The following is a 20721-nucleotide window of genomic DNA, read 5'->3' as shown; positions in this document are numbered from 1 at the left end:
CCCCCGAAACTAAATTGGTAGGACTGGTCTGAATATGACGATGCCTGACAATTCTGCGGGTATACCGCCCATTCGCAGCGTCGTTCCGTTTGACATGAACACACGACGGGCCGTATAAACGCAACTCGCGGCGACCTTCAAAAATAGGACTGGTCCTACCATCCTGCCCGCATTGCTTCGGACTGCCCTACATACCGAAGGCGTTGCCATCCCGATAATTGGCTCGTTCCCCGAGCCGGCAGTGCCAACGCCTGCCCTCCCACACGGCTCACGGATATCGCTACGCGTTCCGCTTCGACAACACGCGGCCACGGCCGCCCGAACCGCACGCGTCATTGATTAGCGCATTGATTTAACGGTATTCGTTCCATGCCCATCCGAAAACTCTTCGCGTCCCAGACGGACGCCGGCGCGCCGTTCGCGTCGATCGACGGCGAAGCGCGCGACCTGAGCCTGCTGAACCGCTATCAGCGCTTCACGCTGTACGGCGGCGCCGCGGTGCTGTCGATCGTGATCCTCATCGCGACGAGCATCCTGCTCGCGGGATCGGTGCGCGACTACGTATCGAAGCGTCGCGAACTGTTCGCGACGCACAAGTCGCTGGTCCAGCTCGAAATCGACGCGAAGCAGGCATCGATGCGGCGCGCGGTGATCAATGCCGAACTGCTGTGGAACGGTCATCCGCGCCATACGCACAACGCCGCGGAAGCGCTCGTGCGCGACGGCAGCGTCGTGCTCGCGCCGCTGCGCAACGTGAGCGAGATCTTCGTGGCTGCCACGCCGGCCGCGTCCGCCAACCACGAAATCGACGAATACGTGCAGCTGATGGAGCGGCTGACCGTGTCGGTGGCCGCCGCCGAGCGGCAATCCGGCCTGCCGATGTCGGGTTACGCCTACAGCCCGGATCGAGACCTGATCGCGATCACGCCGCCGCCGTCGATTCCCTATCGCGACCTGCTCGCCCGCATCGGCGCGCCGAACACGAGCACGCTGATTCACCGCCTCGCCTACGACATCGCCGACTGGTCGAACCCGGCCGTCGCGCGCTACTGGCGCGAGACGCGCCGCGTCGCGTGGCAGGCGCCAGCAACCGATCCGCTGACCGGCAAGACCGTGTTCCGGCTCGTCGAACCGGCGTTCGCCGGCGAGCGCCACTTCATCACCTTCGTCAGCGATCTGGATGTCGACGTGATCGCGAACCGACTGAAGCACGCGCCCGAGGACGCGGTCGTGATGCTCGTCGACGACAGCGGCCGCGTGCTGCTGAGCGCGGACCGCACGCGCGCATCGATCGACGGCGGTACGCTGATGCGCCACGCGCTCGCCGAAAACGGCTGGCGACACGGCCTCGACCGGTTCGACGAAAGCTATCTGCACGGCATCTTCACGATCAGCGACCGGCTCTCCGACTCGGGCCTCGCGATCGTGTATGCGTATTCGTGGCGCACGATCGCGATCGCGATCTGGCCGACGATCATGCGCGAATTCGGCGTGGCCGCGCTGATCCTCGCGGTGCTGTGGACGCTCGTCGTCGCGTTCGACCTGAAGGTGTTCGCACCGCTGTTCCGCCGCTCGCGCCGCGTGTACGACAGCGAGCAGCTGAGCCGCGCGATCATCGCGACGTCGCCGTTCGGCATCGCGCTCATGTCGCTCGCCACGAACGACGTGATGCTGCGCAACCGGATGCTCGAACTGTATGAACGCGAGGCCGGCGCGCCGCCGCTGCACGAGCGCCTGCTCGCGTGCTACCGCGCACGGGCGAACGGCGCGCCGGTACTGCTCGACGTCGAACTGTCCGTGACGCTCGCCGACGGCCGCGCGCGCGACCTCGTCGTCAACTTCGTGCGCGGCCGCTATCGCGGCAAGGACACGCTGCTGTGCAGCTTCTCCGACATCACGACGCGTGCCGACGCCGAGCGCGCGCTCGACAGCGCGAACCGCGCGAAGTCGACGTTCCTCACGACGATCAGCCACGAGATCCGCACGCCGCTGAACGCGATGCTCGGCAACCTCGAACTGGTCGACAAGGCGCCCGATCCGAGCCGCCAGAAGGCGCGACTGCACGCGGTCACGTCGGCCGCGCGGATGCTGCTCGACATGCTGAACAACGTGCTCGACATGACGAAGATCGAGGCGAACCGGATGACGCTCGAGGCGGCCAGCTTCCGCATCGACGAGCTCGTGCGCGACGTCGTCGAACTGTTCGAGCCGGTCGCGGCCGCGAAGGGTGTCGCGCTGTGCGTGGAAGTCGATCCGCGCATCGCGCGGCCATATGTCGGCGATCCGATGCGCGTGCGACAGATCGTCGTCAACCTGGTCAGCAACGCGATCAAGTTCACCGAGCGCGGCTCGATCGCGTTGTCGGTGTCGGCGGCGGGTGCGGACGCGACGCCCGTGACGATCCGCGTCAGCGATTCCGGGATCGGCATGACGGCCGCGCAGCTCGCGCGCGTGTTCGAGCCGTTCGCGCAGGCCGACGCCTCGACCGCGCGCCGCTTCGGCGGCACCGGCATCGGGCTCGCGCTGAGCCACAAGCTCGCCGAATCGATGGGCGGCCGCATCGCCGTGGACAGCGTGCCGAACGTCGGCTCGACGTTCATCGTCACGCTGCCGCTGCCGCACGACGAACGGCCTGGCGCGACCGCCGGCGCGACCTCCGACGACGTATCGAACGCGCGCGTGCTGTTCGTCGACGACAACCCGGTGAACCGCTCGCTCGTGCACGACCAGCTCGACGTGCTCGGCTATCGCGCGGACGTCGTCGCGACCGTCGCGGACGCGCTCGAACTCGTTGCGCGCCACGACTATGCGCTCGTGATGACCGACCTCAACATGCCGGGCCTCGACGGCTACACGTTCGCCCGCGTGCTGCGCGAGCGCGGCCACGCGCTGCCAATCCTCGCGGTGACCGCGCATGCGGAGCCGGACGAACAGCGTCGCTCGCGCGAAGCCGGCATCGACGAGATCGTGATGAAGCCGACGTCGCTGAAATCGCTGGAACAGGCGATCACGCGCTACACGGGGTCACGCCGCAACGCGCGGCCGGCCGGGAATGCGCTGTCGCGCGCGGACGGGCCGCTGCCGGCCGAACTGCACGCGGTGCTGGCCGACGCGACGCGGCGCGCCGATGCCGCGATCGCCCGTGCGCTCGCGCATCGCGACCTGAAAACCGCGCGCACCGAAATCCACAGCATGCGCGGCGCGTTCGCGATGATCGGGGAAAGCGACCTGTCGGCGCGCTGCGCGATGCTCGAACGGCTGGCGATCGACGGCGACGCCGCCGCGTTCGCGCGGGAATTCGACCAATATCGATCGGATGCCGCGGCGGCGCTTGCGCGGCGCGTGGCGGTGCAGCCGGCGCACGATGGCAGCGCGCTATCTGCGGAAAATATCGTGGAGCGTTGAGGTGTGGATGTGGCGCGAACCGCGTTGAGTCGGTACGGTTAGTTGCGCTTATGCGCGACTTGCCTAGATGGCCAGTTTTGAAGCAATGCAATTAACCGTTGACCCTGCTCCGCGCCGATTCGGCTATCGCGGAGACACGTTTGCGCGTGCAGACAACGCGGTGTTGTCGTGGCTTCGCGATGCGAAGGCATGCGGGCCGAAGTCAGCGCGTAAACGAGCGCGGGCCGTGAGTGCACGAACACTCACGGCCCGCTGACCACAGCCAACTCAACCACGGAGTCAACCATGGCTGACGCGAATCATAGCGTACCGGCAGTTTTTCACGATTGTTTTGTCACCGAGGAAGCATCGTTTCGGCATCGCCGACTCGTTCCGCATCTCCGGCTCGCCGACCGTGCACCTCCTGTGCTGTATCTGTGGACGAAGCTGTCCGGCCGCTGGGTCGAGGCAGCAGGCTTCGAGCCAGGGCAACGCCTGCGGATCGAGGCGACGCACGGGCGGCTGGTCATCACGTCGCTCGATGCATGCGGCGGCGATGCAGTTCGGGCCGGCGTTTCCCCGACTGTCGATCCCGCGATGGCACTGCAACAGTTCGCAACGGTAACGGGGGAAGCACAATGAACTACAACCGCGCACGTCAACGCGACGAAAACGCGCCTTTCGGTCCTGACGTCGACGACACCGAGGTCCTGTCCGCCAAGGCCACGCTCACGCTGAAGATCAACGCGCTGATCGCGTCGCACGGGCTGACCGAGGCCGAAACCGCGGCGCTCGCCGAGATGACCCCCGGCCGGCGGTGACACCGGAGCAGCGCGACAGGCTTCGGAACGTTTCGCTGGATCTGCTGATGCTGACGCTGGTGTCGTTCGACCAGCATGTGGAAATCGTGGTGCGGCCCGCAGGGCCGACGCATCCGGCAGGCGTCACGGTTACGGTGTGACGATTGGAGAAGTGAACTGAAGTACGTGTGCGGCGGCTGGGCCCGGCTGCTGCACACGAGGCGACAACCACGCCATGCCTTGACCGGATATCGAACCGCTCGGGAAGCGATTGGAAGCAGTACTTGCCCGTCATGGGCAGGCAGGAGTGACGTGATGAATCACCAGGCCCCTCTTCGAGGCACCGACAACGTGCGGGTCGACCTCGGCTTCGACGACGCCACGGAACTGACGGCCAAGGCGGCGCTCGCGCTCAAACTCAACACCCTGATCGAAAAACGTCGCCTGAGTCAGACCGAGGTGGCGACGCGCACCGGCATGACTCAGCCGAAGGTATCGCAGGTGCGTCGCTACAAGCTCCAAAACATTTCATTGACGCGGCTAATGAAAGCACTGGTGTCGCTGGACCAACACGTGGAAATCGTCGTGCAGCCCGCACAGTGCTCGCGCCCGGCAGGCGTGACGGTTAGCGGCTGACACCCGTAAAGCACGTCGAAGCGAATCGCCAGTTCAGCTGTTTGGCACCGGAGTCTCAGCGCGGACCATAATGCGCGGCCATATGATCGACGAACACGCGCACCTTCGGCGCGAGATGCCGCGTTTGCGGATAGAGCGCGTAATAGCAGCGCGTGCCCAGCGTGCAACCGGGCAGGATGCGCACGAGTTGCCCGCGCGCGAGTTCCGACTGGACCGTGTGCCGCGTGAAAGCCGCGATGCCGAGACCGGCCAGCGCGGCTGCGTAGGTCGCGGTGATCGCGTCGGTCTTCAGGCTGCCCTGCAATTCGATATGCACCGCTTCTCCCTGCGCCGGCTGCACAACCCATTCCGCGGCGGCGGCCGGACCTGCACGCGTCAGCAGCTCGTGCTCGCGAAGCTCCTGCGGCACAACGGGCAGCCCGCGCCGCGCGACATACGCGGGCGACGCTACCAGCACGATGTCCGACTCGGTCAGCACGCGCGCGACCATGCTGCTGTCGTCGAGCGGGCCGCTGATCCGCAGCGCCGCATCGAAGCCTTCCGCAACGAGATCGACCATCCGGTCGCTGCACGACATGTCGACACGAACGTCCGGGTAACGACGCTGGAACGCAGGCAGCCAGTCGGCCAGCTCGAGCGTCCCGATCGCGAGCGGCACGCTGACGCGCAGCACGCCGGCGACGCGCGCCCCTTCGTTCATCACGCCATTCGCCGCGGCCTCGACGCGCGCGAGGATATCGACGCACGACGCGTAGTACTGCGCGCCGGCCGCGGTCAGCGTAAAGCGCCGCGTATTGCGGTTCAGCAGTTGCACGCCGAGTTCGGCCTCGAGCCGTTTCAACTGGCGTGAAACCGACGAGTGCGTGGTATCGAGCCGCGCCGCCGCGGCGGAGAAACCCTCCGCCTCGACGATGCAGCAAAACACGCGCATGGCGAGCAACTGGTCCATGATGAACGGGTGAGGCTGTCAGAAAGTAGCGCGCCCCGGAGGACGCATCTGGCAATGGATCAACGCAGCGGCAGCTTCGTGATCTCGGACGTCGTCAGCACGTCGCCGAAGGTATCCTCGACCTCGGCCAGTGCCGCGCGGTGCAGCGTGGCGCTGTCGACCGTCGCGCCGTTCGCGCGCTTGATCGAGCGCGTCGCCGACGCGTCGGATGCTACCACCACCTGATACCCGAGCGGCACCGCGTCGCGCGCGGCACCGGCCACGCACGCATGCGTCATCAGGCCCGCGACGATGATCGTCTTGATGTTCGCGGCCTTCAGCTGCTTGTCGATATCGGTGCTCGCGAACACGCTGACGGTCTTCTTCTGCACGACCTTGTCGTGCGCGCGCGGCTCCATGCCCGGCTGGAACTTCACCGTGTCGCCGTCGATCGCGAACACGGCCGAGCCGGCCGGCGCGATGTGCTGAACCTGGAACACCGGCATCTTCGCGGCATCGGCGAACTTGATCAGCTTCTGCGTGTTCGCCATCGCCTGCTTGCCGTCCGGAATCGGCATCTTGCCGCTGAAATATTCCTTCTGGAAATCGATGACGACGAGCGCGGTGGTCTTCGGATCGAGATGATCGATCGGCGTCGCGCCGGACATCGCGCGAATGGTCGGAGTCGGTTTGTCCTGCGCGGGCGCAGCTTGGACGACTGCCGACGCGGCCGCGAGCGACATGCCGATCACGGCGGCTTGCATGAAACGGGGAAGGCGGAATGACATGACGGTTCCTTGTCGAATCAACGGTTGGCGAGCGACAGGACGTCGCGCGTATTCATGACGGCGCCGAACGTATCGGCGATCTCGGCGAGCGCCGCGCGGTGCAGCACGTCGTGCGATACCTGAAGCTGTGCGTCGACCACGATGTCGCGCGTCGCGCACGCATCGGCTGCGACAACCACTTCGAATCCGGCCGGCGCCGCATCGCGCGCGGCACCTGCCACGCACGCATGCGTCATCAGCCCACAGATCACGACATGCGTGATCCCGTCGCGCTTCAGCGCAGCCGCCAGATCGGTGCTGGCGAACACGCTCACCGTCTCTTTCTCGACGAGCCGATGCGCGCGCTTCGGAAGAATGTCGCGGTGAATCCCGACGGTCGAGCCATCGATCGCGAAAATCGGCGCTGATGCGGGCGCGACATGCATGACGTGCACGACCATCCAGCCGTTGCGGTCCGCATGCTCGACGAGCGAAACAGCGTTCCGGAGCGCTTCCGCGCCGTTCGGGATCGGCAGCGCGCCCGTGAAGTATTCGTCCTGGAAATCGATGACCAGCAATGCGGTGGTTTGCGCCGGCAGCATGTTCGGGCTGGATGCGCCGAGAATGTGGCGCAGCGTCGGATTGTTCATGTCGCAGTCCTTGAAAAAGTGATGAGGCCATTTTATGGATGGCGGTATGCTGTCCGCTACGTGGTGGAGGCGACAAAACCTGTGCACAGCATGCACAAATTCGTCCAACGCGATCCATCAATCAATTGACCGCACACGACAGACGTGCTCGACGTCGCGACGGCGAAGGCTTGAACGTGATGCATCCGGAATGCTTGGGATCGACCGCCGGCGTTGCGACGTGGCGCAGTCTCGGGCAGTCAAACATGCGGCCAACCCATACCGTCGATCAGGACACGTGCCCGATGGTCGACGGGATCGTAAAGAAGAAGGTGCGTGGCACTCGAAACGCCTGGATTCGACGCTCGCATAAGGCAGCGTGAGGAGTAGTGCTACAGAGAGGTAGCTGTGCATGCGACCGCGCCCACCGGCCGCCGTCGACATCGCTTCGATGCCACGCATGACCAGCTTAGCGTCGATCGCCGGCCAACCCAATCGGACTGGGCTGAATCGGCAATCGATACGGTGCGCGGCGGCCGGTCATGCGCCGCGCGCCGCTACTGCGTTACTGCTGAATCGTCGCCTGTGCGGCCAGCTTGTCGACCAGTTGCGCCAGCGCACGCTCGCCCGCCTGCGCTTCCAGCTGCTGGCGCAGCACGCCCTTCGCCTGCTCGAAGCTCGGCACGACCGGCTTGCGCTTCTCGTCGAGCTTCACGATCGCGTACACGTCGCCGATCCGCACCGGGCCCGTCGTCGCGCCCACCTGCGCCGCCGCGATCGCTTGTGCGACCGGCAGCGGCACGCCTGCGGTCTGACCTTCGACCAGCGGCGTCTTCAGCGACACCCATTGCGCGACGCCGCCGTTGGCGGTCGTATTGAATTCCTGCGCGACCGCATCGAACGCGACGCCCTGCTTGAGCTTCGCCAGCACCGCGTTGGCCTTCTCCGCGCCCTTGACCGCGATGACTTCCGCGCGATAGTCGAACTGCCCCGCGTTCGCGACGATCGCGTCGTAACGCGCCTTCACCTGCGCGTCGGTCACCGGCTGCGGGCGCGCCATGTCGCGCAGATACAGATCGGTCGCCGCGTCGTCGCGCACGCGCGACACGATGCCCTGCACTTCCGGGCGGCTGCCGTAGTTCGCCTTGTCGGCGGCCTGGGCGAGCAATTGCTTGATGATCAGCTCGCGCTTGATCTGCGCGCGCAGCTGCGGCGAATCCGGCTGCCCGGTCGCCTTGACCGCGGCGTCGAAGTCGCTCTGCGCGACCGGCGTGTTGTTGACGACGATCGCCACGCCTTTCGGCAGCGGCTGCGGGTCGGCGGCGACGGCGTTCGTCGCGGCGACTGCACAGGCAATCGCGATCAGGGCGCCGGCGGCGCGAAGTCGGGTCTTCATGATGCACTCCTTTATCTGGCTATACACAGGGAACGGCACGCACGCACGACGCGATATGCCGGCACACAGGAAGGAATGCCCTGCGCTCGCATATGGCAGCGTGATTCCGTCAATCAACTGGAGAGTCGATCAGCGGCCGAGCCCACCGGCCGCCGCAGGGCATTCGTTCGTGACGAACGATGCCGGACCAACGCGTTTCGTCGTGCGGCACGTATCCGGGAAAAAAGGCGCCGCCCGGTTCGGGGCGGCGCTTGAACGAAGCGGAGCTTCGGATACGAGGTATCGAACGGCTCACCATGCTCCGTTCGACGAAGAAATTTTCCGCGAGCAGCAAGGCGCTCGGCTATAAGACCGGTCTGATTCTGCTTTCACAATCATTGACAGACGAATAAGACTGATCTGATTCCATGCATCAGACCCATTCGACACAATGGCCGTGCCGGATGACTCAACCCCTGTCAACCGGCATGTCGCGCGAAATTCATCGCGATTAATGTCTCCGTTCGCGCCGCCCTCCCCCGGGGGCGGCGGCTTTTTTTCACGTGCCCCCGGTGTTCGGCGGCGATGCGTGCGGGCCGAGACTGCACTACGTGCATTGCGTAGTACTTCATATCAACGAATCGATCTTCCTGTCGCATGAAGTCATGCGGCCGGCACGGTTATTCGCCGCGCGCCGCTCGCGCGCATCAGACAACGAGGGAACTCGAACATGAAAATCAGGCAACCGATCGGTGCGGAACTCGTGATCTGCGCGGTCGACGTCGTCATGATCGTCGCGATCGCCGCGTGGGCGCATACGGGCTCGTTCCGCGATCTCGCTTCGTTCCGCATTGAATCGATCCTGGTCGGCGTCAGCGCGCTGCTTGCGGCGTTCCTGCTGCGGCTCGCCGGCTCCGGCATCGACGGCGCGCGCCGGCCCGCGACGCGCACCGCGCTGCGCACGCTTGCGCTGTGGCTCGTCGTGCAGGGCTTCGTGTTCGTGAAGATGGTCGCGCTGACCACGCTCACGATCGTGCTGCTGCACTGGTTCTTCGACTGGACGATCGGCGTCGCGATCGCGCTCGTCGTGTTTCGCATCGGCCTGAGCGTCGTGCGAGGGCGCAGCCTCCGCGCGGCGATCGCGCCGTGCCGTGTGGCGATCGTCGGCGACGGCGCGCGCATCGAGCGCCTTGCCGCCACGCTGCGGGCGGATGCGTCGTCGCAGTATCGGCTCGTCGGCGCATACCGGACGTCGGGCGGCACGCCGGCGCTCGACGACGACACGCGCGTGCTGGACGCACTGCCGTCGTTCGCCGCCTGCGTGCGGCGCGCCCAGGTGGAAGAAGTGTGGATCGCACTCGCGATCGAGGACGACGCGGTCGAGCCCGTGATCGACGAGTTCCGCAACGATTTCGTCGAACTGCGCCTGATGCCCGACGTCAGCCGGCACGCGCTGTTCGGCAGCCGCGTCGACGAGATTCTCGGCGAGCCGGCGATCGCGCTCGCGGCACCGCCGCTGTCGCGCGGCGCGCAACTGACGAAGGCGGTCTTCGATCGCGCGTTCGCAGCCGTGGTGCTGATCCTGCTGATGCCGCTGCTGCTGGCGATCGCCGTCGCGATCAAGCTGAGTTCGCCGGGCCCCGTGCTGTTCACGCAGAAGCGGCGCGGCGGCGACGGCGGCACGTTCGACATCTACAAGTTCCGCACGATGCGCGTGCATGTCGAGCAGCCGGGCACGGTCGTGCAGGCGACGCGCAACGACCCGCGCGTGACGAAGGTCGGCGCGTTCCTGCGCCGCACGAGCCTCGACGAGCTACCGCAGTTCATCAACGTGCTGTTCGGCGACATGTCGGTGGTCGGCCCGCGCCCGCATGCGGTCGAACACGACGCGCAGTACCGCACGCTCGTCGACGGCTATATCCACCGCTACCGGATCAAGCCGGGCATCACCGGCTGGGCGCAGGTGAACGGATGGCGCGGCGCGACCGAGCGGGTCGAGAGCATGCAGTCGCGCGTCGATCACGACCTGTACTACCTGCGCAACTGGTCGTTCGCGCTCGATCTTCGGATCATCGGCGCGACCGTGCTGAAAGGGATCGTGCATCCCAACGCTTACTGAACGGCGTCGCCGTTCGCGCGGCGGCATCCCGGCCGCCGCGTTCCGATTGACCCCGGCGTCGCTTCGCCCCCTGCGAGCCCGCCCCCGCCGCCGCGTCGACACGCGTGGCGCTACTGGAAGGAAATCATGAGCATTCCGATCGCATCGGCGGCCACTGGCCGCCGCGGTGCGCTCGCGCTCGTCCTGACGGCCTGCGTGTGGCTGTCCGGATGCGCGCTCGCGCCCGGCATGACAATGACCGCCGCCGCGCCCGACGCGGCCGCGGGCGAACCGAACGCCGCGGCAACGCCGGCCGCTGCCGCCAACGCCGCTGCCGGCGCATCGTCGAGCGCCGCGCAGCGCGTCGCCGTGCCGATCGTGGCGATCGATCCGGCGCTGCTCGCGCACCAGCGCGCTGCGCGCGACGCGGCATCCGCGTCGCTGTCGGCGCTGGCCGCCCCGCGCGCGCCGTCGTACCGGATCGGCCCCGGCGACGTGCTGCAGATCACCGTCTGGGATCACCCCGAACTCGCGGCCGCGCAAGGCGGCGCACCGCAAACGCCGCCGCGCGCCGCCGATCCCGTCGCCGGCTTCGTGGTCGACGATCGCGGCAACCTGACGTTCCCGTACGCGGGCGCGCTGCCGGTAGCGGGCCTGACGGCCGCTGAAGCACAGGCGCGCGTGACGCGTGCGCTGGCGGCCATCTACCGCAATCCGCAGGTCACGCTGCGTGTCGCGTCGTTCCGGTCGCAGCAGGTGTATGTCGACGGTGAAGTGCATACGCCCGGCGCGTTGCCCGTCAACGACGTACCGATGACGCTGACCGACGCGATCGCGCGCGCGGGCGGCTTCACGGCCGCCGCGGACCAGAGCGACGTCACGATCGTGCGCGACGGCGTGCCGGTGCACGTCAACCTGACGCGCCTGCTGGAAACGCGCGGCAATCCGTCCGGCATCGTGCTGCGCGGCGGCGACCTGCTGCGCATCAGCGCACGCGACGACAACGGCGTGTACGTGATGGGCGAAGTGAACCGCCCGATGCGCGCGCTGCCGAAACGCAACGGCCGCCTGACGCTCAGCGACGCGCTGCTGCAGGCCGGCAGCATCAACTCGAATACGGCCGACGCCGCGCAGCTGTTCGTGATTCGCGGCGCGCAGGGCCGGGCGCCGACGGTGTTCCATCTCGACGCGCGCTCGCCGGTCGCGATGGTGCTCGCGAACCAGTTCGAGCTGGAACCGCAGGACGTCGTCTACGTCGACGGCAACGGCCTGGTGCGCTTCAGCCGCGTGCTGAGCCTGCTGCTGCCGAGCGTCAACACGGGCGTCGCCGCCGGGATCGCCGCGAAATGAGTACGCGCCCGTTCCTCCTCGTCGTGTGCGAAGGCAACATTTGCCGCAGCCCGCTCGCGGCCGCGCAGCTCGCCGCGCGGCTACCGCAGGCGGACATCGCGTCGGCCGGCCTCGCGCCGCCGCCGCGCCGCCCGGCCGATCCGCTCGCCTGCGAGATGGCCGCCGCGCGCAATCTGTCGCTCGACACGCATCGCGCCCGCCCCGTTACGACCGACCTGTGCAAGCGGGCCGCGCTCATCTTCGTGATGGACGACGGCCAGCGCCGCGTGCTCGAAACGCGCCATCCGTTCCTGCGCGGCCGCGTATTCCGGCTCGGCGAATACGCGCGCGCGTCGGACGACGCGCTCCCCGGACTCGACATTCCCGACCCGTATCGCGGCACGCGCGCGGATTTCATCCGCAGCGCGGCGCTGATCGATCTCGCGGTCGCCAGCTGGCTGCCGCGCCTCGACGCGCGCTGGCCGGCCCTTCCCGTTTCCGTCTCATGGTCATGAACACATCCTCCTCCCCCGAACGCGAGATCGATCTCGTCCGCGTGCTCGACGTGCTGCGCCAGGCGCGCTGGACCGTCGCGTCGATCGCCGCGGCTTGCGTCGCGGCCGGCGCGCTCTACGCGTTCGTCGCACCGCCCACCTATCAGGCCGACCTGATGATCCAGACCGACGACGCGGCCGACGCCACGTCGAAGAACCTGCTCGGCGATGCGGCATCGTTCTTCAACGTCGGCTCGCCGGCATCGGCCGAGGCGCAAATCGTGTCGTCGCGGCTGGTCGTCACGCGCGCCGTGGAAGACCTGCGCAGCTACATCGTCGCGCAACCGTCGCGCGTGCCGGTCGTCGGCGCGTTCGTCGCGCGCTTCAACGACGGCGCGGTCACGCCCGGGCTGTTCGGCATCGGCGGCTATGCGTGGGGCCAGGAGCGCGTCGACGTCGCCCGCTTCGACGTGCCGACGCGCGCCGAAGGCGACACGTTCCACGTCGTGCGGCTCGACGCTGCCCGCTACCGGCTGACCGGCGCGGACCTGCAAGGCGACGCCGTCGGCATCGTCGGCCGCATGGAAACCTTCGCGACGCGCTACGGCCCGCTGCAGATCGAGATCACCGGCTTCGACGCGCAGCCGGGCACGCGCTTCAGGCTGATCCGCCATTCCCGCGCGGAGACCATCGACACGCTGCGCACCGCGCTCGACGTCCAGGAGAAGGTCAAGCAGTCGGGCGTGCTCGTCGCGTCGCTGCGCGGCGACGACCCTGCCGAGATCAGCGCGACGCTGAATGCGATCGCGAGCCGCTACGTCGAACAGAACATCGCGCGCCGCTCCGCCGACGCGGCGCAGTCGCTGACGTTCCTGAACGGGCAGTTGCCGATCGTGAAGCAGCAGCTCGAACGCGCGGAAACGCGCTATGCGGCGCTGCGCAGCCGCACCGGCTCGATCGATCTCGCCGAGGAAGGCAAGGTCGCGCTGCAGCAAGGTGCGGATCTGCAAACGCGCGCGCTCGAACTGCAGCAAAAGCGCGACGAACTCTCGCGCCGCTTCCTGCCGACGCACCCCGACATGGCCGCCCTCGACGCGCAACTCGCGACGCTCAAACGGCAGCAGGGCGCGCTCGACACCCGAATCGCGAGGCTGCCCGCGCAGCAGGCCGAGGAAGTGCGCGCACAGCTCGACGTGAAGGTCAACACCGACCTGTACACCGCGCTGCTGAATAACATCCAGCAGCTCGAACTGGTGCAGGCCGGCCGCACGGCGAGCGTGCGCGTGGTCGACGCGGCCGTCGCGCCCGCCGACCCCGTGCGGCCGAACCGGCCGGTCGTGATCGCCGCCGCCGCGCTGCTCGGTCTCGCGCTCGGCGTGATCGCCGCGTTCATGCGCGAATTCCTGTATGGCGGCCTCACAGCCGTCGACGAGATCGAGCGCCATACGTCGCTGCCGGTACGCGCGGTGCTGCCTGCCGCCGCACGTCAGCGCAAGCTGATGCGCGCGGTCGAACAGCACGACACGGGCCTGCACGTGCTCGCTTACGACGATCCGTACGAACCCGCGATCGAAGGGCTGCGCAGTCTGCAAACCGCGCTGCACTTCTCGCTCGCGGACATCGCGCATCCACTCGTGCTGATCAGCGGGCCGACGCCGGGCACCGGCAAATCGTTCGTGTCGGTCAACTTCGCCGCCGTGCAGGCCGCGAGCGGCCGCCGCGTGCTGCTGATCGACGGCGACCTGCGCAAAGGTTACCTGCACCAGTACTTCGGGCTCGAACGCGGCCTCGGCTTCGCCGAACTGCTCGACGGCCGCGCCAGCGTCGACGACATCCTGCGCCGCAACATCGCGCCGAATCTCGACTTCCTGCCGACCGGCGAACTGCCGCCTGCCCCGACTGCGCTGTTGCAGCACGCCGGCGTCGGCCCGCTGCTCGCGTCGCTGCGGGCGCGCTACGACCTCGTCGTCGTCGATTCCGCGCCGTTGCTCGCGGCGACCGACGCGACATGGCTCAACACACACGCCGACGCGACGCTGCTGGTCGCCCGGGCCGGCGCGACGCGGGCCGGCGAACTCGTCGAATCCGCGAAGCGCCTGCCGCGACGCACCGCCGACACGCTCGGCGTCGTGCTGAACGGCCTCGATCCGCGCTCCGGCGCGTCCGCGTTCGGCTCGAAATACGGCGGCTACCGCTACGAAGCGTACCGCTACACCTGCGACACACGCTGCACGCACGTCGCCCGCGTGCGCGCGCTGCTCAGCCGTTTGTTCCGGAGGTCCGCATGAGCGATCTCGAATTCGCGCCGGCGCTGTCCGAGCCGCCGGCCCTTCCCCGTGCCGACCATGCCGCCAAGCCGCCGCTGCGCGTCGCGCTCGTCGTCGAGGCGGCCGGCGGCGGCGTCGCCGTCCACCTGACCGACCTGATCGCCGGACTGCGCGCGCGCTCGAACGCAGAAATCCATCTGATCGCACCGCTCGGCGAACGCTTCGACGACGCGATGCTCGCCGGCGCGGCCGCGCAATGCCATTCGTTCCACCGGCTGCCGCTGCGGCGCGCGGTCGGCCTGCACGACGTGCGCGGGGCGCTGGCGCTGCGCCGGCTGCTGCGCCGCCTGCGGCCCGACATCGTGCACAGCCACAGCTCGAAGGCCGGCGCGCTGGCGCGGCTGTGTCGCGGGCCGTGGAAGCAGGTCTATACGCCGCACGCGGTCTACACGCTGAACCCGACGCTGTCGCCCGCGAAGCACGCGTTCTACGGCAGCATCGAGCGCGTGCTCGGCAATGGCTGCTCGGACGCCGTGATCGCGGTGTCGCAGGCCGAGGCCGACCATCTGCACGCACTCGGCATCGCGCGCCACCGGATTCGCGTCGTCGAGAACGGCGTGACGCCGCCGCGGCTGCTCGCGCGTCAAGCCGCGCGCATCGCGCTCGGGCTGGCCGACGACACGTTCGTTGTCGGCTTCGTCGGGCGCTTCGATCACCAGAAAGGCGTCGACCGCCTCGTGCGCGCCGCGCGTTTGCTGGAGGGGCGCTTCGAGCGCCGCGTGCAGGTCGTCGCGATCGGCTCCGGCGAGTTCGCGCGTGCGGCGGGCGAGGAAGCCCGCGATCTGCCGCTGAACCTGCACGTCGCGGGCCGCGTCGACGACGCGCGCCGCTACTTCTCCGCATTCGACCTGCTCGCGCTGCCGAGCCGCTACGAAGGATTTCCGTACGTGTGCCTCGAAGCGGTCGCCGCGCGTGTGCCGATGGTCGCGACCCGCGTCGCGGGCGCGGACGAACTGATCGCAGCGCATCGCGTCGGTCTGACCGTGCCGAACAGCGACGACCCCGCCGCATTCGCCGAGGCGATCGGGCGGCTGGTCGACCATCCGGCCGCGTTCGGGCTGATGCGCGATCAATGTGCGCACGCGTACCCGCATTTCTCGGCCGATGCGATGGTCGACCGCACGCTCGCCGTCTATCGCGCGCTACTTCAGGAGAACGCATGATGCATCGCCCCGCTCACGTCGCACTGCTGCATGCGTACAGCGCGCGCAATTCCGGCGACGGACTGCTCGTCGACCTGTCGGTCGCGCTGTTGCGCGACGCGTTCGGCGCCGACACGCAAGTGTCGATCGTCGCCGCAGATCCCGCGTCGTTCCCCGCGTATCCGGACGTGCGCCCGGCCCCCGTGCTCGCCGCGGGCGGCGCCGGCCGCCTGATCGGCGCGGCGATGGCCGCGCTGCCCGTCGGCGCGAACCCGGCGCTTGCCGACCTGCGCGCGCTGCTGCGACGCACCGACCTGATCGTCGGCGTCGGCGGCGGCTACCTCCGCGCGCGCAACGCGCTCGAAGCGCTCAAGCTCGAAGCCGGGCATCTCGTGCAGATGCGCGCGGCCCGCGCGGCGAACAAACCCGCCGTCTACCTGCCGCAGAGCATCGGGCCGGCGGCCGGCAATCCGTTGCTCGCCGGGCACTTGACGTCGCTGCTCGCCGGATTCGACGCGGTATTCGCGCGCGACGACCGCTCGGTCGCATTTCTCGCCGGCAACGCGAACACGCGCCGCGCGCCCGATCTCGCGGTGCTCGAATTCGGACGCCGGGCCATGGGCTTGCGCGAACGCGTGCGTTCCGCCGCGTCGACACCCGCGCACGTCGCGCTGGTGCTGCGCCGGCCGCCCGCGTGGAGCGACGCGCAATGCGCGCGCTATCTCGCATCGACCGACGCGCTGGTCGAACGGCTCGCCGCGTTCTGCCGCGTCACGTTCGCGGTGCAAAGCCAGGGGCGCGGCAACGACGACGCCGCGTATTACCGCGAACGCGGCTTCGACGCGCCGCGTTCGCTGAAGGACGTGCTCGCCGGCGACACGCCCGACGCGGTCGTCTCCGTGCGCCTGCACGGTGCGCTCGAGGCAATCCTGCACGGCGTGCCCGCGTATCACCTGAGCTACGAGCGCAAGGGCTTCGGCGCATATGCCGATCTCGGCGTCGGCCACTGGGTCGCGAACGCGGCCGACTTCGACGCGAACGCCGTGTGCGACACGCTGCTCGCGCCGGATGCGCTGCGCCGGTTCTGGGTACAGGCCGAAACCGGGCTCGCGCGCCTCGGCGACGAACGCCGGAAGCTGGTCGACGCGCTGCGCGATGCGCTCGGCAACGGCGCGAACGGAGCCGTGCGATGAGCGCCGCCTGGTCCCGCCTGATGCTGCGCGTTGCCGCGCTCGGGTTGAAGTTCATGTTGACGATCGTCGTCGCGCGCACGCTCGGCTTCGACGCGGTAGCCGTCTATGGTGTCGCGCTCGCGGTGTCGGTCGTCGCATCGAAGGTGCTCGGGCTCGGCTTCAGTACCGAAATCAATCGCCGGCTCGCCGGCCCCGATCCGCGCGACGCGGTGCGGACGTGCGTGCGGCTGTCGGTGTTGTACGCGTTGGTCTATGCGCTGCTGTGCGGCGCGGCCGCGCTGCCGGTCGGCGCGTGGGGAGCCGCGCATGTCGACGCGCTGGCCGTCGCACGGCTGCTGCCGGTCGTGCTCGTCGCGTGCGCCGAGCACGCGGCGCTCGAGGTCAACACGTGGCTGTTCTCGCTGCATCGTGCACGCGCCGCATCGTGGCTACTGTTCGTTCGCACCGGTGCGTGGGCCGGCGTCGCGATCGCCGCGCTGGCGCTGCGTACGATCGATTCGATCGACGGCCTGTTCGCGATCTGGATCGCCGCCGACGTGTTCGTCGTGGCCGCCGGATGGGTGCTGATCGCGGGCGCCGCACGCCGGCTGCCGGCGATGCCCGCGCTGTCTGCCACGCGCGTGCGGCTCGCGGCGGTCTGGCGCGACGGCGCCCCGTTCTTCGTCGCGCTGTTGCTGCTGTCGGTACTGCAATATCTGGAGCGCTTCGTCGCGTCCGCGCAGCTCGATGCCGAAGAACTCGGCCGCTATGTGTTCGTCTGGTCGATCGCCAACGCGATCCAGACCGTCGCGTCGGCAACCGTCGTCGCCGTGGCCGCGCCGCGCCTCGTCTGCGCGCTGGATCGTTCGCGCGCCGCCGCGCCGGCGTTTCGCGCCGAACTCGCGCGCGCGCTGCGCGCGTCGCTGCTGCTGACCAGCTCCGCCGCGCTGGCGATCGCCGCCGTGCATCCGTGGCTGTTCCGGCTCGCGCACGCAGGCAACGAGGCGCCGTCGTCCGCGATCCTCGCGGTCCTGCTGCTGTCGTTCGTGCTGCGTGCCGCCGCCGACGTGCTGTGGGCCGCGGCGGTCGCGTTGCGCGCGGGGCGCACGGTCGCGTGCGTGATCGCCGTGCTGACGCTCGCGTGCGTGCCGATGTCGATCGCGCTCGTGCAGGACCAGCACGCGCTCGGTGCGGCCTTCGCCCATCTCGTCGCGAGCATCGCGGTGATCGCATGGCTCGCCTGGATCGTCACGTCGCGCGCGCAGGCCGCGCGCGGCAAACGCTGTGGAGCGGGCGATGCTGCGTAATCTGATCCGAAGCGTGATCGGCAGCGGGCCGCTGCTGAGCCACGGGCTGCGCAATGCGATCGCGGCGCTCGTCGCGTTGCTGTATGTCGGCGTCTACGTGAACGCGCGGGCGCTGCTGCCCGAGTTCATCTTCCGCGACGCGGACAAGATCCAGACCCAGATCGGCGGCGGCTCGACCTACGACGGCTCGTCGTTCGACGCGGTCGGCAAGCTGTATCAGGCGCTCGGCAATACAGGTACCGACCTGTTCGTGATCGCGCTCGGTGTCGCGACGATCTGGCTCGCGCTGCGCGAAACGCGCCGGCCGGGCGGCCTCGTCGTCTATCTCGCGCTGATCGCGCCGTGCCTGTTCTTCAACCTGTTCGTCGCGAGCAAGGACACGATCGTCGTCGCGATGTCGGTCGCGGTGCTCGCCGCCGCACGCCTGCGCGGCACGGCGCGACCGATGCTGATCGCCGCCGTGCTCTATCTCGGCTATGCGGCGACGATCCGCAGCTATTTCGCGCTGATTCTCACGATCGCGCTTGCGACATGGCTGTATCGACGCGTGTCGACGCTGCCGAGAGCGGCCATCGTGCTGCTGCTCGTCGCCGTGTTGATCGCGCTGCCGAACGCCGCTTACATGCTGCTTCAGCAACCGCGCGACCTCGCCGTCGACTATCTGGTGTACTCGTCGCCGTTCGGCGCGCGTACGAGCTTCTACAACCCGTTTCCGCCCGACTCGTTCGTGCACTTCGTCGGCAATTACGCGTATTCGCTGGTCCGGCTCAACCTGCCGGTGTTCTTCTCGTTCGATCCGAAGGGCTGGGCGATGCAGGCGCTGATCGCGCTGTTCCTGTGCGCGGCGTGGCGACGCCTGCCGGCGCGGCCCGCGATCGACGGTGCGGCCGGGCAGTCGCGCGACGGCGAATTGCTCGCGTGCCTCGTGCTCGGCCACGTGGCCGTGTCGATGCTGTTCGAGCCCGATCTCGGCAGCTATCTGCGGCACTTGTCGAGCGTCGCGCTGTTCGCGGTCGCGCTGTGGACGATCCGCACGCGGCGCGCGCGCGGCTGATTACCGCTCGGGCGGCCGCGCATGCAACGCCGCGCGGACCGCGTCGAGCGCGGGCTTCGGCGACCGGTCCGCATGCACGATGCCGTAACTGCGTTGCGCCGCGTCGTCGGCGCCCGCTGTATCCGCCCACTCGTAGAGCGAGATCAGCGGCGTCTGCAGTTCTCCGCGCGCATCGAGCAGCGTGCGCAGGCGGTGCGCCTGACGCCGCTCGCCGTCGCCGCCCGTTGACGCCGCGCCGACCTCGGTGACGATCGCCGGCAAGCCGTAGCGTGCGTCGATGTCGCGCGCCGCCGCACGGACCTGGGCGGGCGTCATTCCGTATGCGTGGTACGACACGGCGTCGAGGCAACCCGGTGCGGCGGTCTGCACGCTGGAAAGCAGGTTGCCGGGCACGCTGCCCGGCAGCGGTGCGCGCGCGAAACCGAAGCCGACGATCGGCACCGCGCGCGCGCCTTTCGACAGCCGCCGGCACAGCGCACCCGCGAAAGGCGGGAAGGTTCGCGCGACATCGCCGGTCGGCCAGTAGCGCGAGAGATCGGGTTCGTTCCAGAGTTCGACGGCGATCAGGTCGCGGCCATGCCGACGCACGAGCGCGTCGACGGCATCGGCCAGCCGCTCGCCGGCCCCCGCAAGCGACACCGCCGCCGGCCCCATGCCGCGCGGCGTCGCGAACGCGCCGAGCGAGCGCACCGTCAGCAGCACCGGCAAACCCGCGGATCGTGCGGCGGCGAACGCGTCGTCGAGCTGTGCCCAATAGGCGGCCTGATCGAGACGGTCGGCCCATGCGCCCAAACGCACGAACGTGAAGCCGGTGTCGCGAATCCGGCGCGCATCGTCACGCGTGAACGACTGAATCTTGACCTGTGCGCCGACGAGCGGCGCGCCGCTTGCCGCGTCCGGCCAGCGAACGGGGCCAGCGGCGCGGGCTGCCGCCGCCAGCAGACAAGCGGCGGCCACGGCCGCCAGCTTGCCGACCCGGTTCCCCGTCGGCCGCAACGATGTGCCGGGCGCGCGTACCCATGCGCACGCCGACTCGCGGACAGCAGTCACAACACGATGAAGATGGCAACGGCGACGCATATCGAAATGATCAGCAGACCCATGCATTGATTCCCGGAAATGGCAACAGCATCGCGCAGGCCGGGCGCACCCGCAATCGGACCCGTCCGAGCCGGCGCATCGCGTGCGTTCGACACGGTCGTCAGAATCCGACCAGTCCGATTGTTCCGCCTGCCGATTGTCGCGACCATCGTCGTTCGGTCGCAAGACACGCGGGCGC

General features: G+C 68.6%; 17 protein-coding genes. 12 read left to right on the top strand and 5 right to left on the bottom strand.

Translation table 11 applies throughout. The features are described from left to right. The first annotated feature begins 369 nt into the window (after nucleotides 1-369). The 4 genes from WS54_RS01045 to WS54_RS01030 all read left to right on the top strand — a co-directional run bounded on the left by WS54_RS01045 (nucleotide 370) and on the right by WS54_RS01030 (nucleotide 4820). Nucleotides 370-3405 (top strand): hybrid sensor histidine kinase/response regulator, encoded by a 3036-nt coding sequence (locus WS54_RS01045; RefSeq protein WP_059786601.1) that lies wholly within the window; start codon nucleotides 370-372, stop codon nucleotides 3403-3405. Between the two features lie 285 nt (nucleotides 3406-3690). Further along, nucleotides 3691-4026 (top strand): SymE family type I addiction module toxin, encoded by a 336-nt coding sequence (locus tag WS54_RS01040; protein ID WP_082725207.1) that lies wholly within the window; start codon nucleotides 3691-3693, stop codon nucleotides 4024-4026. After that, nucleotides 4023-4205 (top strand): hypothetical protein, encoded by a 183-nt coding sequence (locus tag WS54_RS34490; RefSeq protein WP_442861310.1) that lies wholly within the window; start codon nucleotides 4023-4025, stop codon nucleotides 4203-4205. The genes WS54_RS01040 and WS54_RS34490 overlap by 4 nt, the downstream gene beginning before the upstream one ends. 294 nt (nucleotides 4206-4499) lie before the next feature. Next, a complete protein-coding gene (locus WS54_RS01030) occupies nucleotides 4500-4820 on the top strand; it encodes a helix-turn-helix domain-containing protein (RefSeq protein ID WP_059786599.1) in 321 nt (106 codons plus the stop codon). A gap of 55 nt (nucleotides 4821-4875) precedes the next feature. Here WS54_RS01030 and WS54_RS01025 read toward each other — a convergent pair whose 3' ends face one another. From WS54_RS01025 to WS54_RS01010, 4 genes are all read right to left on the bottom strand, one after another. Continuing rightward, on the bottom strand, nucleotides 4876-5769 hold the full coding sequence (locus WS54_RS01025; RefSeq protein WP_059786597.1) for a LysR family transcriptional regulator: 894 nt from the start codon (nucleotides 5767-5769) through the stop codon (nucleotides 4876-4878). Between the two features lie 59 nt (nucleotides 5770-5828). Further along, on the bottom strand, nucleotides 5829-6491 hold the full coding sequence (locus WS54_RS01020; RefSeq protein WP_059786637.1) for a cysteine hydrolase family protein: 663 nt from the start codon (nucleotides 6489-6491) through the stop codon (nucleotides 5829-5831). Nucleotides 6492-6553: 62 nt separating this feature from the next. Next, complete coding sequence (locus WS54_RS01015) at nucleotides 6554-7165, bottom strand: cysteine hydrolase family protein (protein ID WP_059786595.1); 612 nt, start codon at nucleotides 7163-7165, stop codon at nucleotides 6554-6556. A 544-nt stretch (nucleotides 7166-7709) separates the two neighbouring features. Continuing rightward, nucleotides 7710-8540 carry a peptidylprolyl isomerase gene (locus WS54_RS01010; RefSeq protein WP_059786594.1) on the bottom strand — a complete coding sequence of 277 codons (831 nt, stop codon included), beginning with the start codon at nucleotides 8538-8540 and terminating at the stop codon, nucleotides 7710-7712. Nucleotides 8541-9249: 709 nt separating this feature from the next. Here WS54_RS01010 and WS54_RS01005 point away from each other — a divergent pair. The 8 genes from WS54_RS01005 (at nucleotide 9250) to WS54_RS00970 (ending at nucleotide 19442) form a co-directional block, all read left to right on the top strand. Next, a complete protein-coding gene (locus WS54_RS01005) occupies nucleotides 9250-10638 on the top strand; it encodes an undecaprenyl-phosphate glucose phosphotransferase (RefSeq protein WP_059786592.1) in 1389 nt (462 codons plus the stop codon). Between the two features lie 126 nt (nucleotides 10639-10764). Next, nucleotides 10765-11967 carry a polysaccharide biosynthesis/export family protein gene (locus WS54_RS01000; protein WP_108041752.1) on the top strand — a complete coding sequence of 401 codons (1203 nt, stop codon included), beginning with the start codon at nucleotides 10765-10767 and terminating at the stop codon, nucleotides 11965-11967. Beyond that, complete coding sequence (locus WS54_RS00995; protein ID WP_059786589.1) at nucleotides 11964-12461, top strand: arsenate reductase/protein-tyrosine-phosphatase family protein; 498 nt, start codon at nucleotides 11964-11966, stop codon at nucleotides 12459-12461. The genes WS54_RS01000 and WS54_RS00995 overlap by 4 nt, the downstream gene beginning before the upstream one ends. Beyond that, nucleotides 12458-14728: a polysaccharide biosynthesis tyrosine autokinase gene (locus WS54_RS00990; RefSeq protein WP_059786634.1), complete on the top strand. Its 2271-nt coding sequence runs from the start codon at nucleotides 12458-12460 to the stop codon at nucleotides 14726-14728. Before WS54_RS00995 ends, WS54_RS00990 begins: the two co-directional genes overlap by 4 nt. Further along, nucleotides 14725-15930 (top strand): glycosyltransferase family 4 protein, encoded by a 1206-nt coding sequence (locus tag WS54_RS00985; RefSeq protein WP_059786588.1) that lies wholly within the window; start codon nucleotides 14725-14727, stop codon nucleotides 15928-15930. The genes WS54_RS00990 and WS54_RS00985 overlap by 4 nt, the downstream gene beginning before the upstream one ends. Further along, nucleotides 15927-17102, top strand: coding sequence for a polysaccharide pyruvyl transferase family protein (locus WS54_RS00980; protein WP_236872729.1), 1176 nt, complete (start codon nucleotides 15927-15929; stop codon nucleotides 17100-17102). Before WS54_RS00985 ends, WS54_RS00980 begins: the two co-directional genes overlap by 4 nt. Next, nucleotides 17099-18388 carry a lipopolysaccharide biosynthesis protein gene (locus tag WS54_RS00975; protein WP_059786627.1) on the top strand — a complete coding sequence of 430 codons (1290 nt, stop codon included), beginning with the start codon at nucleotides 17099-17101 and terminating at the stop codon, nucleotides 18386-18388. Before WS54_RS00980 ends, WS54_RS00975 begins: the two co-directional genes overlap by 4 nt. Beyond that, nucleotides 18378-19442 carry a hypothetical protein gene (locus tag WS54_RS00970; protein ID WP_236872728.1) on the top strand — a complete coding sequence of 355 codons (1065 nt, stop codon included), beginning with the start codon at nucleotides 18378-18380 and terminating at the stop codon, nucleotides 19440-19442. The genes WS54_RS00975 and WS54_RS00970 overlap by 11 nt, the downstream gene beginning before the upstream one ends. Here WS54_RS00970 and WS54_RS00965 read toward each other — a convergent pair whose 3' ends face one another. Next, the gene (locus WS54_RS00965) at nucleotides 19443-20399 is read right to left on the bottom strand and encodes a glycoside hydrolase family protein (protein WP_236872727.1); all 957 of its coding nucleotides are present in this window, start codon (nucleotides 20397-20399) and stop codon (nucleotides 19443-19445) included. Between the last annotated feature and the right edge of the window lie 322 nt (nucleotides 20400-20721).

The organism is Burkholderia sp. NRF60-BP8, from assembly GCF_001522585.2.
Taxonomy (GTDB): domain Bacteria; phylum Pseudomonadota; class Gammaproteobacteria; order Burkholderiales; family Burkholderiaceae; genus Burkholderia.
Note: the sequence above shows the minus strand (reverse complement) of the source record. Positions and strands in the feature narration are given on the sequence as shown.